This is a genomic window from Bradyrhizobium sp. UFLA05-112 (assembly GCF_053572325.1).
In genome coordinates this window covers 72,029-89,645 of the sequence record NZ_JBANBK010000030.1, presented here as the reverse complement: position 1 = coordinate 89,645, position 17,617 = coordinate 72,029, and the positions used below count along the sequence as shown (strand labels likewise).

Sequence of the window (17,617 nt, the reverse complement as noted above, 5' to 3'; positions counted from 1 at the left end):
CCTACGTTCCCGTCCAGCGGCGGCATTCTCATCTTGATTGACGCTGCACTCTCACTTTGATCGCCGCGCCGCAGGCCTCGGCAGGAGCCTGTCTCTATCAAGTGCGCGGATCAGCACGCCCGGGGCCGTTTGGGTACCGTGCTGCCAGCCCAAACCGACGATATGTCCGAAATCCTCAACTAGCCGGCGACCGCCGAAGCTCGAGGACGCCTCCGAAGCAGCGGCAGATGACGATGGTCCGGCGGGGGGAGGCCACGGCGGCACCGCAACATCAACGCGTCCGCCAGATTGAGGAAGTGCCGGCGATGCGCCATGCTGTGAAGGGGTTGCCATGCTTTCCAGAAATGGCCTCACCAGTTCATAGTCCTCCTCCCTCAAGACGAAGGCCTCTGGCGACCCCGCGACCTCGGGCGACACACCGGGCACCGCCGAACCGCCGTACCCGGAGGCCGACTCCCCAGGCCTCGCAGCCGACAATGGCCCAAAGACATCCGCCACAGGCGCACCTTGACAATCCTCACGCGGCTCTGACGTCGCGGGCGCATACGACGCAGTAGTGACGTGCTGCTGAGTGCGTGCCCCGGCGCTCGGGTCCTCGCGTTCGCGGTATGCCTCTCGAAGGTACCTCAACGCGGACATAATCTTGGGGGCATAAGCCCTGTACTCTTTCACATCCTGCGTCAACGTATCGTCGTGAAGGCGGCCAGCCATTGGCTCCATTTTGCGCTCTTGGAGCCAATCACTGAACCCGCGAAGAACCGACGCGTAATCGCTGACAGTGGTTGGCTGCAGAGGCGAGGGTGCCCTCCTCCTCAAGTACGAAATAAGGCTCTCGTCCTCGGCACACTTTGCTTTGAGATGATCGCCGGACTTGGCGGTGCGGCGACCCATCGGTGTTCCAGCAACGACCTCTCGAAGGCGCGTCAGCGCTCTTTCGAGCGTAAGGACCTCCTCCTCAAAAAGTCGTAGCTCCCTTGTATAGGCCTGCACATCGGCATTCAGTTGGTTAAGCCGATTGGCCATTGGCGGCCTTCCGGACTTGCGAAGCCATCCGCTAAACCTTCGCGCCGCGTTTGCCGTCCATCGCACGTAATTCCCGGTGAGGTCACTCCTTTTGGCTTCCGTTTCGAAGCGGGAAATAAGTGCCTCGTCGATGTCGAAGTCGAGCGTCTCATGTTGGTCAGAGGGCCTGTCTTGCGAGCCATGCCTTTGCTTTTTGTGTGGCGGACTATCCGTCATAGTTCATCTCCGAGCCAGAATGTACTCCGCACCCTACCCCTGTTGGAGATCTCAAAGGCAAGCGCCGCGCCAACGGAATCAACGCAGATTCTCAAGCTTGAAGGTTCGCACGCGACAACCGGTCTCCGGTGTTTAACTCCGACATGCCTTGCACCGTCGTCAGAAGCAGCACACGCTCAGCTGTCGTTCGCGCGCGAACAGTTTCAGCATCAACTGCCGAAAACGGAACTGAACTAACCTCAATCAAAACCGTTCAGTCTGGATTGAAGAGAATGCAGATGGCCGTAAACGAACGAGGCGTGTTCGTCGGCATTGATGAAATCGCCCGTCGAGGCTTGCCATGCGTGCTGCACGACCAGTTCGAAATCACTTGCCGCACGAAACGCAAAAGCCCCGAAGCGACGCTACCCCTGGCTACAAACGTTAAGGTCGCGCGACCAACGACTTGAGCTCGACCGCAACCGTCGCCGCTCGTCTTTTACCGTCCTCAGCCCTGGCACAGGCAAGGCGCCCCCAAAAGGGCGGAGCCCGAAGCCGAGCTGGGACAGCTATCGCCGCCGCAGAGCGGCGCTGGGCTGAAGCCGTTCACCACTTGTCTTCGCCTGTCGTACTGCCGGGAATGTGCTCCCATTTCACTTCTTTGTAGGTGAACGACCAATCCTCCATGTTCTGGAAGAAGTTATTCTGCGGGTTGATCGTCAGTGGCACAAAGGCCTTGCCTTCGATCAAGGTCGCGTCCTTCCAGGTCGTTTTGAAGAAGTTTTGCGGCTTCGGCATCCCCGCTGGATCGGCGCGGTAGAACTCGCACACGACCTCTTCAAGCACCTCGTTGGTTGCCAGTGCCTGCCAGAGCAGCGGCGAGGCGCGATCGAAAAACTTGGTAAAGACCACCGGCTGATGATTGCGCGTGCCGGTGGCGACACCGCTCGTCATATCGCGCGGAACAATGATTCCACTGCTGAACGCAACAACGGTGATCTTTGACTGGTTGTCGGAGTCGCTCTTGGCGACCTGCCCGATGCTATCCGGCTTGGACGCATCTTGGGAGATGTCGCCCTGCTTCTTGCCTTTGATCGTTATATAAGCCTCAAGTGACACTTCTCGTCTCCAATGTCTGGCATGCTCCCGACCGAGCTGATATGGCGCACATCGCAACATCCGTGCCAAATGGCGTCGGCAAAGGGATCGTTTTAACTGCCGGACTGGATATGATGGGTCAAACAACGCTGGCAGATGTCCGCGCACAGCCCCGTCAAGGGAAGTCGTCTGCGCAAGTCCAGCGATCTTTCACGGCATAACAGAGCCGACTACTGACTCCAGCCGGCACTCGACGTCCAGAAACGCACGTGTGGCAAGGTCGAGCACAGCCTGCCCCGACACTCGGTAGCCGATGCGATTGTCAACGACGGCATTGCCAGATATTGTGTAGACGACCACGGTACGAGGGCCGCGTTGTCGCTGTTCCAGATGCTGCGTAGATAGCCGCAGACGTAATTCACGTCCGTCGCGAAGCGATAGCGAACGTATGCCATCGGACGATGGCGGCGGCACGTTAATCATCGGTGTTGGCAGGATGGTTGCGCGCGCTGCATTGGCGACCGCTTCCACCAACGGGTCGATCTCGCGGGTCGCGGGTCGCCAGACGGTCATAAAGCGCTAGGAGTTGAGCAACTCAGGCAGGCCCATCGTAGATCTCGAAAAAGGCACCAGATTGCGACTTGATGCGATTGAACAGGTGCGTTTCGGAGGTCACTACGCCCTTCATGTCGGGATTGTGCACCGCGCCGACCACCACCGGCCGGTCAATATCGCCGTTCATGTAGCCAACCAAAACTTCCGTCCCGGCGACCAGGGGAAAATGGAGCCCGGTTTCACTCGGGCCAACATAAGGCTCGAGCTTCCTCACGTAGTCGCTACCACGTCCTTTTGGCGCTACTTCGTCGGCGAACGTAAATTGCAGCTTGTAGCGGCCCTGTTCGTCGATTTCCGCCCGCTCGTTCCATGCTTCTCCGTCGATCCTGGCACTGTAGAGGCCGACGCCCGGTGGCACAGGCGTCATCGCGACAGGACGGTAAGGTAGGTCCGACCGGATACAGTGGACCATGTTGTAGTAGGCCCGCCCGTTCCGGGGCAAGGCGTTGAACCCGGTCGGAGCCGGCCTATAGGCCGAGTGATCCGCGGCGACGACGAGATATTCGCCATCGAACCGTGGATGGCCCTGGAGTTCGAAAATGGCCCCTGCGCGAAGCTGCGGCGCATCGCTATGGGCGATGTACATCGTCTGACTGGCGCCGATTTGCTCCGCACGGATCTTGGCGAGCGTGATCGCTTCTCCTTCGGAAGCAAAATGTCCGCCGAACCGTTCGGCTTTTCCCAAATAACCATTGCCTTGTCCGACCTCTTTATCGGCGGATATGACGGACGGCACCGTTTCGTTGTAATCGCGGAGCCCGATCGTCTTTGTCGAGAGAACGCAGCGTTGCCGGAAAGACAGAACTGCGCTTTCGTCGACGCGTCGGGACGTGCTGCGGTCGCGTTGGTGCGAGTAGAGGATAGCCGCGCCGCTGCCGAACTTGATCTTGGGAAATGCCAGGTTCTTGTCGCCAAAGACAACTGTCTCACCGTCGTCTTCCTGTTTGAAAAAATAGAAAATTCCGTTCCGTTCGCAAAGACGCGAAATGAAATTGAAATCACTTTCATTGTACTGCGCGACATAATTTCGCTTTGGATAGCTATCCAGATTGTACTCGGCGGGAATGCTAATGGCCGCCCTGTTCAGCTCCTCTTTGACGATGTCATCCACGCTGACTGGTTGGCCAGGGCCATAAACGCGGCTCGCAATCGAGAGTTCGGTAGCCGAGAAGCGCGGGCGTAGAACGAACTGAAGCACCCGTAATTCGGTTACCGTCGGGTCAAGTTCCTCTACCTGGGCGCAGAGGCCCGAGGCAATCCATCGCCCGCATGCGGTTTTGACAGTCAGTTTGGCGCGTTCACCGATCATTGAGCCGATATCAGCATCGCTCGATGTCGTGGCATAAACCAGGTAGCTGAACGGCAGAGAAATGCACTCTGTGCCTTCGAAGCCTTGCACGTCGAGCTTGAGCTCTGGCTGACTGAGAATGTCCAGACTCATACTGAGATTGTAGTCGGCCATCGGTTCACCACGTCGAAACGTCCGCAGAGCCAAGCAGCTTGTATCAGTTGCCGCGGAGCGAGCTAACGTCCGAGACGGCAAGCGTGTGCCCGCAATTCCCAAGTATGGGAATGTTCAAATAGTATCTTATTTCCTTACACGCTTTACGACAGCCGCATGGCGAGCACCGCCCCACAAGCGGTAAAACCAAGGCGGTCGGGTGAGACTCTGAACGAACTCACTGACCGTCTGGATGCGGTCACGACGGTTGAGGGCAAGACCGGAGGCGAGTGCCCGCCATTGCGCTGTGGAAATGGTCGAAGGCGGCGCCGGTGTCAGTTTATCGTAGAGCGCCTCATCGGCCGGCCGATGCGCATATGGATGCATGCCGGTCAGGACCAGATAGGCGACCACAGCGAGAGAATAGACATCATCGCTTTCCGCCCGCGGCTCACCCATCAGCATCTCCGGCGAAGCATAGGCCGGGGTCATGAGAGCGATCTGATCGGGCAGCGCCGCACCCCTTTCGGTTAGCGGCGCAGCCTCAAGCGTCAGCACCGCCCCAAAGTCCAGAATCTTGATTGCGCCGTCTGACGTCATAAAGATGTTGCCCGGTTTCAGATCGCCATGGACAAGTCCGAAACGGTGTATATGGGCGAGCCCCCGCCCCGCAGCGCGGATGATACGAAAGGAAACAGCGGGTGAGAGCGGACGTCCCTGATTTTCAATCAGGATTTGCGCCAGCGACCGGCCCTTAAGAAACTCCATGACCAGGTAATGGTACTTGCCGTCGTAATCGGAATCATAAATGCGCACCAAATTCCGGTGCACGACCATACGCAAGAGACGCGCCTCGCGATGCAGCAGCCCGATCAATTCCTGGCGCATCCTCGGATGCGGTCGGATAACCTTCACTGCCACTTCGGGATTTGGTTCGCGCGCCCACAGACCAATCCGATCGGTCGCGCGATAAACGGTGCTGATGCCGCCGACGCCGATCACCTCCACCAGGTCGAACCGGCCGCCGAGTACGTATCCCACGGGCGCGACCGAGCCCACCGAAGATGGGTTCAAAGTGCATTCTCGCTTGAGCTGATCGCCCGGACATCACCGGTTATTGCACGTCCGCCGTCCCAGAGCAGGCAGAACGCCGAGGTATCGATTCGAAATCGCAATGGCGAGCAGTAGCCCGACGGCCAGGGATCGCCTTGCGCCAGACGCGATGCCGCCAACGGCTCGTTGAGCCGCTGATGCCTTGACCCGACGAGGCACCAACGGCCAGAATCCTCCCGCAGATACAAAAAAGAACTCCGACGCCCACTGGTCATAGGCTATCCGGGCACCGGAACGAACGAAGGACGCTCAGGCTGAACGGATTGCTGACACTTGCTGCGCGCAGTTCGTAGGTCACGTTGGTCCCGTCCGGCTTACCGATCGTCAGGGCAAACCGATCCGAAGCGCCACCTGAGGCCAGTTGTGACGTGTCGAGGAGCCGGAACAGTGCCCAGGGGCCCGACCGTTCGATCCTCTCCTCGGTTTTGTCCGCCGCGGTGAGCGTAATGGCGGCAATACTTGCATCGGTTCGGGTCGGCCATTCGAGCTCGTAGGCACGAGGCGCCTCGTGACGATAGGCGATTTCCTTGCCGTCCAAGACGAACGTCGCGCCCATCAGTTTGGGGCTGAGATAGACTGGCTTGATGCTGAACTTCACTGCCGGTGCCGAACCGGGGCTGCTGAAGAACGCATTGCGGATCTCCCGCGCGCGCTGAAATTGCATCAATGCATCCGCGCGGATTGGTGCCTCTGCACCGTCGATGATCGCCGGTGCAAGGCCGGTCCGACGGTCGACGACCAGCGGCGAAAGGTATTTCTCAGAAAAGTCATCGACGATGCCGCCGGGACGAAAGAAATCGCCGAAGTCCTTGAGCGTCATGTCCTCGCTCGCCAATTCGAAAACTGGATAGCGCTGGAAAATGATACCCTGGCAGACCGGGACCACTTCGCGCGTCCAAACCGCATCGACATGGTCATGCGCCCGCTTGAGCAAGGTGCTCCATGTCTGAAGCGCGATCTCGTTCATGATGGTGCGGATCGGCTCCGGTCGCAGCGCCGAGTCGGCGCGCAGGGCACCGAAAGCATCGTTGTTCGGATCCTTGGCGCGTCGCTGAACGAGCTGAAACGCGGCCTGGTTCGGATCCGGCGCTGTCGCGATGTTGGCCATCGCCACATAGAGGCCGCCGAAGAGACCACGGATATGATCCATGCCCGTCGGTTGTCCAGAAGCCCCGCCTGTGGCCAGTTGGGCCAGAGGCCGGAACGCTTCGGTGATCCGCGTTCCCGGCCAAGGCGCATCGCCGAACGCGGCATGGAACAGAGCACCCGCGGCTTGATGGACGGCGACCGAGGAAGGGCCGGCGGCGGAGCCTGCATCTCCGGCCTTGACCGGGGTCTGCTCTCCTAACGGCAGCAGATTCGAATTGTCGTGCACTAGAGAAACGATCTGCTGCAGCGTGCTTTCCGAGCCGGCCAAGGCGCGCATGATCGCTGAGCCGCGTTGCAAATCGTCAAACTTAACAACGTGGATACTGCTCAGGACATTTGTCCAAACGCGGATATAATCGTTAACATACCGATCCATGACTTTGAGGGCGATCGGTTGAATATCTGCCGTGTCGAACGGGGCGCCGGAGAGTAGCCAGTCGGCGCTCTGCTCTGCTCGGACGATGAGCGGAAGGTTCGGCAGCACGAAATTGAGAAAACCCTCGCGCGTGAAGATGCCGGGGATCATGGCACCACCATTCGCATAAACCTGTCCCTGCTCGTCGATGGCGGGAAGGCCAATTTGGAAGGTACGCATTTGGGTGATCTCAAGCTGCCCGGAACCCAGCAGACGAATAAAATCGACCGGCCGCAGGCGCGTGTTCTGCGCGCCTTCGCGTAGGAGGCGGGCATAGACCTGCTCGACGATAGGACGCTTGTTTAGCCGGGACCGCACCGCTCCCACGAATTGCTGGTCGACACTGATGGGTTTCGGCAGCAACTCGATAAGCCGCGTAAAATGCTGGTTCAGCTCGCCAGCCGACGTCGGATCGAGCGCAAATGTGCGCGCGATTTCATTGCGCGCCGCCTGTTCGACTTCGCCACGATCAAAATGGCCCGGATCGCTCAGCATCCGATAGGTGCGGAACACCTCCTTGACCTGGTCCAGCAAAGCATCGTTGCCGGCGCGCAACAGGGCATCGATGCGGACGGCGAGCCTGCCCGCGAAAACCGGCAGCAGGCGATTGAGCAGGATGCGGTCGTAGACATCTTGAGCAGCTGGCGCAAGCACGGGGGGCGCCGAGATGCCGAGATCATCAAGCCAGGCAAACCAGCCGTCTTCCCCAGCCACTAGACGGAGCCGGCGCGCGGCATTGAGTGTCGGCAGGATGGCCTTAAGGTCGAGCGGGCCGCGGCTTTCCAAAAGACGCGCCTCTGTAGTCTGCGCGGCCACTCTGGTTTGTTCGATACGCGCCTCGTTGCGGGTGAAGGCGCAATACCACAGAATGAACGCAGCCACCGTTAGCACCATTGCTACGATATGCCCACCGCCATGGACCAGAGCGAGCCGGCGCTCAAGTTTCGAATTTCGGCCGACTAATCCCTGCTCAGCGAAGATCACTTCGGTCAGCAACTGCTTGATAAAGAACCCCCTGCCCGGCTCGAGCGTCGGCACGCGCGGGGTCAAGTGCAGACCGAAGTTTCGGCCAATCGCATCGATCACGCGATCGATTGGCTTTCCCTCCTGTGTGCCGCTGGTGAAGTAGACGCCACGCAGCATCGGCTCTACATCGAAGCGATGCGATCGGAAGACCTCACCAAGGAAGCTAGTGATTTCGCTCCGGACACCCCAGAACTCCTTCGGAAACGCGTACATGAGTCCCCGCCGGCTGAGATCGCGTTCGTCGTGCATGCGAAGGGGCAGTCTGGCCTCAAGCCGCTCCGCAAGCTCCTGCATCTCCAAGCCCACGGCGTCGCCGATACGATCGCATGGCCCAAGAGGAAAGGTCTTGCCCCAGACTTGGGCACGGCCTTGATTGTCGAGATCGTCGAAATATTCTGTAAAGCCAGGCACCATATCGCATTTCGTAACCAGCACATAAACCGGAATGCGCATGCGAAAGGTCTTCAGCAGCTCCTGTATCCGCGAGCGAATGGCCTGGATGTGCTGCCGCCTCACCGGCTCGTCCCGCGAGAAAAAATCGGCCAAGCTGACCGCAACCAGGATACCATTGATGGGCCGCCGGCGCCGATGTGTCACGAGAAGATCGAGGAAGCCGCGCCAGGCCGCACGATCGACCTCGGTATCGATGTCCTGCGTCGTGTAACGGCTTGCCGTATCGATCAAGACTGCTTCATCTGTGAACCACCAGTCGCAGTTTCGTGTACCGCCAATGCCGGCGACCGGCTCGACTCCAAGCTGCCGGGAGAGCGGAAACTCGAGCCCAGAGCTGCGCAAAATCGTCGTTTTGCCCGCGCCCGGTGGGCCGATGATGATGTACCAGGGCAGTTCGAACAGATAACTTGGTCCGCGCTTGCCCGCGAATACCGTATCACGCAGGACCTTCAGTGCATCCTCGAAGCGCCTACGAATTAATTCGACTTCCTCCTGGCTGCTATTGCCGGCAGGTCCGATCAGGCCTTCGCTCTCCATGATTGACTTGATGATGCGGCGGTTAGTGCGGCGCGCCAGCCAGTAACGAGCAAGCGTGACGAGCAAGACTACGAGCACGAGACTCGCGATCGCGCCGGCGCGAACAGTTGGCTGGTCGAGCAGACCTTGCTCGAACACGACGAGATGAGGACCGCCGAACCAGATGAGCAGGCTGATCGCAAGCAAGCAGATGAGCGTGACGATGCCTCGAACCGAGAAGAGTGCCGCCAATTGTGGGCCGAACACCTGCACCTCCCCTAACGCCCTGAACGGCCGATCGACTCGAGCAACTGCTCGACATCCGCCATTTGGTTTCCGAGGCGCCACCGGAAAAAGATGTAGCCGATGAGCATCACAAAAGCGGCAATGGCGAAAACGGTCCACAAGGAACCGTAAGTGTGCAGCCCGGTGCGGGCTTTGACGCCACGCCATTCGCCCGACAGTTCTGCGGGCGGCGCGGTGGTGTATTTCCCCAAAAGGCGACGGACCTCCGAACGCAGGTCTTCAAGCCGCTCGCGCCCTCCATCCATGACGCGATATTTGCCTTCAAAGCCCATCAGCAAGCAGAGATTGATGAGTTTAAGCAGTGCGAGGTATTTGGTGGGCTCGGCCTGGACGCGCTCGACGATCTGGAAGACCTTTTCGCCGCCCCACGTCTCGTTGTGGAACTGGTTGAGCAGGCTATTGTCGCTCCAGGCGCTTTCACTGCCCCATGGCGTGGTCATCACCGCTTCGTCGACCAGCGCGCAGATGACGTAACGCGCAGCGCTCACATCGCTGCGACTGGCCTGGTTCTTGACGGCCCACTCTTCGAAGCGGCGAATTTGCTCGACAGTTCCGCGACGCATCGCCGCTATATCTGCGTTCTCGACCATGCGAAGTTGCGCGACAATTAGAAAGATCGGTGTCGCGGCCGCAACCAAAGCGTCTTCCGGCGCCGTTGGCTCGAACAGACTTTGTGCGACAATTTCAGCATGATTGGCGATCCGCACTTCGCCGGGTGCGGGTGATGGCGTGACGGGGAAGGCCGCTGCGGCGACCTTGGACGGAACGCGAAGGGACGATTGGTCGCGTTGAATATGACGGGTCGGACCGAGCGGTCTGCGTCCAATGACTGTCGGCTCATCCATGTATTTCAGCCTGGTTAGCCACACGTTCTCCGCGGACAGCCCAGAATTCGAGATGCAGATCCGGGTAGTCACCGCTGACGTGGAAAGCAAAGGCCGCCGAGCGCGGCAGGGTGCGCCACAGCTCTACTGATTGATCGAGTTCGAAATAGAAAGCGTTCTGGATGTAGGGTAACTGGCGCGGTGCCACGGGCAGTGCGCGAACAGGAATACCCGGGAGCTGAAGATTGACGAGATCTCGAATCTGCTCGACCGAGCCTACCTTCATTTGCGCGGGAAGCTGGTTCCGCAGCGTCTCGGTGGCTACACTTGCCACTGCTACAAGAATGAAGCGAGCGTCCTGAAATAAGGCGCGATCAGCAATGACAGCAATCAGTATGCCATAACCGCGATCCTGCAGCGGGAGCGATATCGCGGCGCCTTGGATCACGACGGACAACAGCTCGCGCAGAATACGTACCAGAGCTGTGAAGGCGGGTTCGAGATCCTCGTGACAATAGGCAGGCATATTTGCGGGTATCCGGCGGTCGCCGGCGAAACTTGACAGCTGTCCCGCGAGGCCGAGCAGCGCGCGAAAGAGGGTTTCGGGATGATGCCCGCGCGTTGCTGCGAAATGGTCGAAAACGGCTTCGGCGCTGTTCACGATGGATAACGTGACAAGATCGATCAGCCCCGCGCCATCTGCCCTCGATCGTGACGGATCAGCGCGCGCAGCAAGAGCCTCAGCGCGGGTCCGAAGCAGCGACCTAACCTCGTTCAACAGTGCAATCAGCGGTTGGACCGCATGGATATCGAGGGCCGGCGGGAGGTAGGTGTCGGTCAACGTAATGGCGCCGGCCGAATCGATCTCGTGGATTCGACCAATAGGCATCGTAATCAGCTCGCCCTGCTCCTCACTGTCGAACACAAGAAGCGTTGTCAGCGCTGCAACATCGATATCGACGGGAGGCTTCTCAGGCGCGGTCGCATTCCGGACCTGAAGGACCTCCTGACGATGACGGCTCGTAGGGGCATCCCCAGGAGAGAGTTCATTGCCGGCGTGCCGGCGCCGCGCCACAGCGATCTTGACCTGCAAGTTCTTCGCCGCAGCTGGAGGTGTTCGTCCAGGTGGAAGCTGACCGTGCTCAGGCAAGCGAAGCGCAGTACCGTCGGGCATAATGCCTTCAAACTCGGTAAGGACGACCTGCCCGAGCGCGAGGCAGCCACGATCGAAGGCGATCCTCCGAACACCCCAACCGTGACCGATCAGACCGGCGATGCGATTCTCGAGCAGTTGCTCGACCCAGCGGTCGTATTGCTGCAGGTGCTGCGGCCGCACCAACATGCCTTCCGACCAGATCGGTTTACTCGCCCCAGACATCGCCATATCGCCTTGTGAACTCCAAAAGCCGGGATCTGCTCAGAGCCTCGCCTCGACGGCGACAGAGGCGATCAGAAGATCTTCCACCAGTTTTGGCTGGCTTCAACGCTGATCGCATGCGCCGTCAATTTCACCAAGATGGTGTTGTCTCGGTCGGGTTTGATTTCGGTCGTTGATCGCCATTGCGCATCGTTACCCAGCCTGAAACCGGCGATCACTCCGATATAGCGAGTTTCAATGGGCGTGTTGCGCTCGAAATCGTATTTCTCGCCAGGCTTGAGTTCAGTCTCGCGCTTGGCCACCAGGTCGGGCCCGAGGCGTTTGGCGTCGTTGTCAAACAGCTCGAAGAACTGCGCCCGGTCGAAATTAGTCGTCGACTTAAGCTCATAAATGCGCACGACAACAGGCGACGGCTCACCGCGCGCGTTCTGATTAACGAGCGGATCGCTGTGGATGACGAATTTGAGTGGCGTTGTCTTCAAGGTCTTGTCGATCGAGCAGCTGGCCACCGCGGCGGCCGCCAGGAACGCTCCGCCAACGAGAGACAAGCGCTGAAGTTTGGTCGGCGGCACTGTCATGTCGCGTTCCGCTCGCTTGAGCCAGGTGCCGAGAGCCGCGTGTTGCAGGTTCGGGTAAACTCCTCTGCGATATAGATGCGCGCAGTCCGGTCAATGTCATTGACCATGGACGCGTGCAGCTCGACAAACCGGTCCCACAGCTTGGCCTTGTTGATGCGGGTGGCGAAGAGACCTCTATTGGCGCCATCACTCTCGATCCGTTGTGGACTCATATCCGTCAAGACATTGCTGACCGCCCCTCGCATCGCCGCTATGGCTGCGATCTCATGCGCTTTGATGTCGCAGAACCCATCACGGACCGATCGGGAAAGCGGCAGTAAAGCATGATCCTTCGCAAGCGCCGCGCGCAGCGCGCTATGACCGCTCTTCATAAACTTGAATGCATTTTTGTCATCAGCGCGTCCGCGTGCCGCCTCAATGTGGAGTTCGTTCATGAACTTGGTCCACGCGGCCAGAGTCGATTGCAGACCCTTGGCCGTTTCGGCGATCGCGCGGCCGAGTTCAGCGAGGACCTCCTGGCGCTGCGCTAACGGCAGACACCCCGGATCGACCCCCAATGCGTTCCAGAACTCCTGCAGTTCATCCGATTCTGCCGGCGATGACGCGGGGGAAAGTGAGGCTGCAAAACACGTTGTGTCGTGCACCTGCGGACCCTCGATCGGCCTTCCCGCAGCTTGCTCGCTTATGACCGCCGCCCCATCGAGCCGGTGCTCTCCAGGACGCACATCCGATGCATCGGGAGCGCTCAGTGGTCCACGATCGGCAGAAGCGGAATTGATCGGATTGGACGTGACTTGAAGTGGGGTGCTTGGTGCGTCGAGGCGCGAATTCGCCTCTAATGCCGGCGCAGGCGGCGGCGCTCTGATTGAGTCCCCTTCCGGCAATAGATCGCCAATGTCAAGGTCCTCTGGAATAATCAGTCCAGGACGACCAGTCGCCGGTGCAGTCCAACTTTCCTTGAGGAGTGTAGGCGGTCGATGCAATGGCTCGACAAATGAGGTCTCAGCCTGTGGCAACGGATGCGAAGGAGGTTCGCGCAGCCGCGCATGCAAGGACGGCATCTCCGTGTCGGCCATGCTCGACACTTGCGCCATCCGAGACAAGTCTGAGAGCAGATCTGGCTCGGCTGATCCCGCGTTCTTGGCGGGAACCGCGTCTTCAAGGAGACACAATAGATCGCGCACTTGTGGTGAAACGACCGCCTGCAGCCTCTCTTCCGCAGCTGGATGGGAGGACGACCTGCACCCGTCGATCGCGGTTAACGGATCGAGCGAAATATCTATATCCCTGCCCAACAGCCCGGGAGCCGTAAGGGGCACATCGGCCAGCTCCTGCGCGACTGAGGGCGACGGCACGGCCGGCGCTGCGCCACCGATGCGCACGGCGTTCGAACCTGTTAGCCCGAGCTGCTGACGTTTCTCGTCAGGATCGTACTCGATCATGACCGAGATGATGTAGCTTGCCATATATAATGTATCGCCATCGGCCAACGGCGCCGTGTTGCCGCGTCCCAACGGCGCGTCGATGGTGTTGACGTAGACGCCGTTGGTGCTGGTGTCCGTGACGGAGAATCCGAGACCGTTGAAGGCGATCTGCGCATGGCGTGCCGATAAAGTCTTGGTTGGATCCGGAAGCTGCCAGTCGCAGCCAAGTCCCCGCCCGATAACGCCACCTTCCGGTCCGAACGTATGCATTGCGTTTCGGCCCAGGGCTTGCGCGTTCTCTCCGATAATTCCGAGTATGAGATGCATCCCATGCCTTGTTCGACTTCGCTTTTCAGCGCGCCCGCGTATGCGCCCGCCAGACGAGACTTGTGCGAGGCGCCAACGAAGCTACCTCCTTCCATGTTGTGAGGTCGATCGACCGTTTCGCGCGCTCATTCGCGTTTTGTGCGCTCTCGGGCACGGTGAAGGACGCACTGACTTTTCCCTCTCAAAAGCGAGTCACACGGGTGCAGGAGAAGAAGATCATCGCTCGTCCTGCGTGTCCGCCTGCACTTAAACTCCCTCAGTCTTGCGGCATCCTGCTAGCAACCGCCGTGCCAACGGCTATCGCGCTCCAAACTACTGATTGGGACTTGAAAGCCGAGACGCTGCAAATCGCGGCCGGTGTTCTGAACGTGACAGTGGCGCTATGGCTGTCAGATACTAGACAAGGGTCAACCTGGGGCTGCTCCGATATGACGCCCTCCACTTCATCGCCGGCGTCCCCGATCCTGGCAGGCTCGGCAACGGCCACTTCGACGGCCGCTGGATGCCCGCGGCCCTATCCTCTGGGTTAGCCCTTTTAAGGTGTTAAAACGAAGGCCCGCCAGAAGCGCGCGCCGGAGTTACATCGAACCTGCCGAATGAACTTGCGACGGCAATCACAGCAGAACTGAGTTCTCTATCGCCTCAAGTGGTTCTATCGACGTCGTCCAGCCCAATTCTCCTTCACCAAGAACCCATTCCGACATCTCTCCCGCCGCCAGTTCTAGCTTGAGGTCCCAGGCCAGCGGCTCGCGCAAAATGGCACTCATAAGACGGCAAAGGATGGCGTGGGCCTCGCGAGCGGGCAGCAGCGACAAAAACTGTTGCTTGCTGAGCGGACCGAGGCGAAGCCGAAATTTGCCCATGATGTCCGGCATCGTTTCGCCAGCAAGAGTATCAAAGCCGAGCTGAATACCGGGATTACCTAGACGCCACTGCGCTTCTGGCGGAATATCGATTTCGCGCCAGATGAATTCTTCAACCCGGGCCGGAATGCCCAAATGGTTGGAAATGACGCCGGCTACGAGCGATGCCGATCGACTGTACAAGGCAAGCTGACCTGCATGAGGCAGCAACCGGGCCCGCCATTCCCGGTCATCAGCTGTGTTTTCCGCGAGCATGAGCCCAAAAAGCGCACCGACCAGCACCGAGATCGCGTCTGTTGCTCCCTCCTCGAAACGCAAATGGTGGCGATAGTACCTCCAAATTCGCAGCAGCAGGCTAATCAGACGGTGATTGAAAAAGTCGAAAAACTGGCCGAGCGCTCCAGTGCCGTCCCCATGCATGACGCGTTCGGTAAAAAAGGGGGGCAACGGCGAGGATGGGCCGTGCAGCCCCAGGAAATTGACAAACACCTCCAGCCGCTTGCCGGCCTTGACTTGGCTGATCTCCGCGATCTCTTCGGCGGGAAAGCCGAGCATTGGCGCCGCGCGGAAGCGCACGGCCTCGCGCCCGGGATCGTCGGTGGATCCGATTGGTGGAGCATCGCTGAAGCGCCGTTCAAGAAGGGCTGCGAGAGAGAAAAATCCGTAAGTCGCGAGCTCCTTGACATCGTCGGGCGCGGTCAGTACGGCGTGATCTGTCCGATTCTCGCTGGCCATGTGTAGTGCGCGTTGCTCTCCGTGCCATGGATCGAAAACCGGTGCAGCATGTTGATGCCGGCGAAGGCGGCGAGGAAGCCGTCGAGTACCGAGCCCAATAGGAATAATTCGCCCTCACTGCCGATCTTGCTGTCGGCCACGGCCAATTCGATGTTGCGCATCCGGATCGGCGCGCCGCGCACCACATGATCGGTATCGGTGGTCGTGAACCGGTCGAGGCCCTCGAGTAACAGCTCCAGGCGACGGCGCGCCTGACGGTCGTACACCGCTCGAAAATCGTAGCTGGAAATAACAGTCCGCAAGGCATCGATATTGACCATGGAGCCGTAGTTGCGCGCCAGATTGGCCGTCAGGCGCCGCAACAGGCCGGCATTGATCGGTGGTGGCACCTCTGCAACGACACCGGTAATGTTGGAAAAGGTGACGGAACGAGGCGTGTCGGAGGAAGGCTGGTCCACCGCACCAACCGGCAGCCGCTCGGCGATAGGTCCGTTGGAACAGGTCAATCGAAGCGAGACGACATCGATCGGCGGATGTTGGGCGATGTCGAGCCGATCAACGAAACTCACATAGTGATCGATGCCTCGGCCGACTACTGCGGGGCGAATGCGCTCGCGAAAGTAAGCCCGGTTGCGACCCTCGCCAGGCAGATCGTGGCGCAACAGACCGAACGGCTCGAATTCGATGCGTTCGGGGTGTCCTTGCACGTGACCGGTCACGCGATCGACGGACCGGATGCTGAAGTTGGGTCCCCCGGAGGAAAGCACGCGATATTCCGTTTTCTTCCGCTCCAGGCGGATCGGCGCCCCCTCGTGACTGAAAACATTGATGGCCGGCGTGCAGTTCAAACGAATCTGATCTTTGCTTACGCGCAATTGCGCGGGGAACGGACGGTGAAACTCGATGCTAAGCTTGCATTCGCTCTCCGTCTTGGCCCCGGCCGGATCGAGACCGGACAATTCGACGTAGAGGAATTTCGAGGGATAACTCAGATATTCTTGAATGATCCGGAATCCTGAGAATTCGTTAGATGGCCAGGGCAAAACCGCCTCATCATCGCCAAAACCGACCGGCGTGATTTGTGTTGGCCCGATGGCGGCAACGACCTGTTCATCCGCCACGGTGACCGTCGCTCCCGTGACGTAACGGCACAGCCAGGTCAATAGACAGCGCCCTACTTGCGGCTCTCGTTCCGTCGAAAAGAAGAGACGGAGCCGGCCCTTTCGAAGACATGACAGGTTTTGTCGACCGGTTGCCTTGATCGCCAGGGTAAGGCGAGCCGAACTCGTCCGGTTCTCGAGCTCGACGTCATCGATCTCCAGCGGCAGCACGTCAATTCGGTAGCAGGTGACAAACGCGCAATTCGTTCCCTCGATTGGACGCGAGCGGATGCTCGTGCCGGCAGGCAAGTTCACACTTCCGGCGCTCACTGACGGCTTCACGGCAAATGCCAGCGTCGTGATGGGCGGCAGGGGTTGAAGATATTGTGGCCATACCATCCGCAACAGGTCATGGACGAATTCTGGAAACTCGTCGTCGAGCTTCTGGCGCAGCCGTGCCACGAGGAGGGCAAAGCCTTCCAAGAGCCGCTCTACGTCTGGATCGGTCGCATCACGCCCGAGAAAGGGAGCGAGCTCCGGATTGGCCTCTGCAAAGTCGCGGCCAAGCCCGCGCAAATAAGACAGTTCATCCTCGTAATACGGGTTGAGGGCCACCGTTTCAGCCCCTCAAGAGGACGCGCCTGTCGTCGCTCACGATCGTATCGAACGAGACGCGCTCGACCTGGTCGTTGTAGCTCACCATTGCGGTTACGTGGAACGCCAGCTGTAACGGCTTGTCGGGATCGGCATGAAAGCGGATCGAAACATTCCCCAGTCGGGGTTCGAACGTCTCGATCTCCTGCTTGAGCGTACGAGCGACCGCGCGAACCGCATCGATGCCCTGCCCGATCGCGTCGTTCAGATCGGGCATGCCATAGTCGGGTCGCGTCTCACAACAGCCCTGGCGCGAGTTCAAGATCCGGCGCAGGTTTTCCAGGATACTCGCTTGGAGGCGGGCGAACGAAAAATGATTCTGCGATGGGACCATGGTCACGGCTGCTTCTTCCAAGCGCTCAATAAGACTGTGGTCGAACATCG

General features: G+C 59.5%; 11 protein-coding genes. All 11 read right to left on the bottom strand.

Features of this window, described 5'->3' with window-relative positions; genetic code table 11:
- Positions 1 to 1,824: 1,824 nt before the first annotated feature.
- Positions 1,825 to 2,337, bottom strand: coding sequence for an Hcp family type VI secretion system effector (locus SO180_RS19255; protein ID WP_449380408.1), 513 nt, complete (start codon positions 2,335 to 2,337; stop codon positions 1,825 to 1,827).
- A gap of 574 nt (positions 2,338 to 2,911) precedes the next feature.
- On the bottom strand, positions 2,912 to 4,393 hold the full coding sequence (locus tag SO180_RS19250) for a type VI secretion system Vgr family protein (RefSeq protein ID WP_449380407.1): 1,482 nt from the start codon (positions 4,391 to 4,393) through the stop codon (positions 2,912 to 2,914).
- Between the two features lie 126 nt (positions 4,394 to 4,519).
- A complete protein-coding gene (locus tag SO180_RS19245) occupies positions 4,520 to 5,446 on the bottom strand; it encodes a serine/threonine-protein kinase (RefSeq protein ID WP_449380406.1) in 927 nt (308 codons plus the stop codon).
- Positions 5,447 to 5,696: 250 nt separating this feature from the next.
- Positions 5,697 to 9,311 carry a type VI secretion system membrane subunit TssM gene (gene tssM, locus SO180_RS19240; protein WP_449380405.1) on the bottom strand — a complete coding sequence of 1,205 codons (3,615 nt, stop codon included), beginning with the start codon at positions 9,309 to 9,311 and terminating at the stop codon, positions 5,697 to 5,699.
- 11 nt (positions 9,312 to 9,322) lie between these two features.
- Positions 9,323 to 10,195 (bottom strand): type IVB secretion system protein IcmH/DotU, encoded by an 873-nt coding sequence (icmH, locus tag SO180_RS19235; RefSeq protein WP_449380404.1) that lies wholly within the window; start codon positions 10,193 to 10,195, stop codon positions 9,323 to 9,325.
- A complete protein-coding gene (gene tssK / locus SO180_RS19230) occupies positions 10,188 to 11,552 on the bottom strand; it encodes a type VI secretion system baseplate subunit TssK (protein WP_449380403.1) in 1,365 nt (454 codons plus the stop codon). Before tssK ends, icmH begins: the two co-directional genes overlap by 8 nt.
- Positions 11,553 to 11,623: 71 nt before the next feature.
- Positions 11,624 to 12,130: a type VI secretion system lipoprotein TssJ gene (gene tssJ / locus SO180_RS19225; RefSeq protein ID WP_449380402.1), complete on the bottom strand. Its 507-nt coding sequence runs from the start codon at positions 12,128 to 12,130 to the stop codon at positions 11,624 to 11,626.
- Positions 12,127 to 13,824, bottom strand: a complete 1,698-nt coding sequence (locus tag SO180_RS19220) for a type VI secretion system-associated FHA domain protein (protein ID WP_449380401.1) — start codon at positions 13,822 to 13,824, stop codon at positions 12,127 to 12,129. The genes tssJ and SO180_RS19220 overlap by 4 nt, the downstream gene beginning before the upstream one ends.
- Before the next feature lie 671 nt (positions 13,825 to 14,495).
- Entirely contained in the window at positions 14,496 to 15,479 is a 984-nt protein-coding gene (gene tssG, locus SO180_RS19215; RefSeq protein ID WP_449380400.1) for a type VI secretion system baseplate subunit TssG, read from the bottom strand.
- Complete coding sequence (gene tssF / locus SO180_RS19210) at positions 15,443 to 17,194, bottom strand: type VI secretion system baseplate subunit TssF (RefSeq protein WP_449380399.1); 1,752 nt, start codon at positions 17,192 to 17,194, stop codon at positions 15,443 to 15,445. The genes tssG and tssF overlap by 37 nt, the downstream gene beginning before the upstream one ends.
- Positions 17,195 to 17,198: 4 nt before the next feature.
- On the bottom strand, positions 17,199 to 17,615 hold the full coding sequence (gene tssE / locus SO180_RS19205) for a type VI secretion system baseplate subunit TssE (RefSeq protein WP_449380398.1): 417 nt from the start codon (positions 17,613 to 17,615) through the stop codon (positions 17,199 to 17,201).
- Between the last annotated feature and the right edge of the window lie 2 nt (positions 17,616 to 17,617).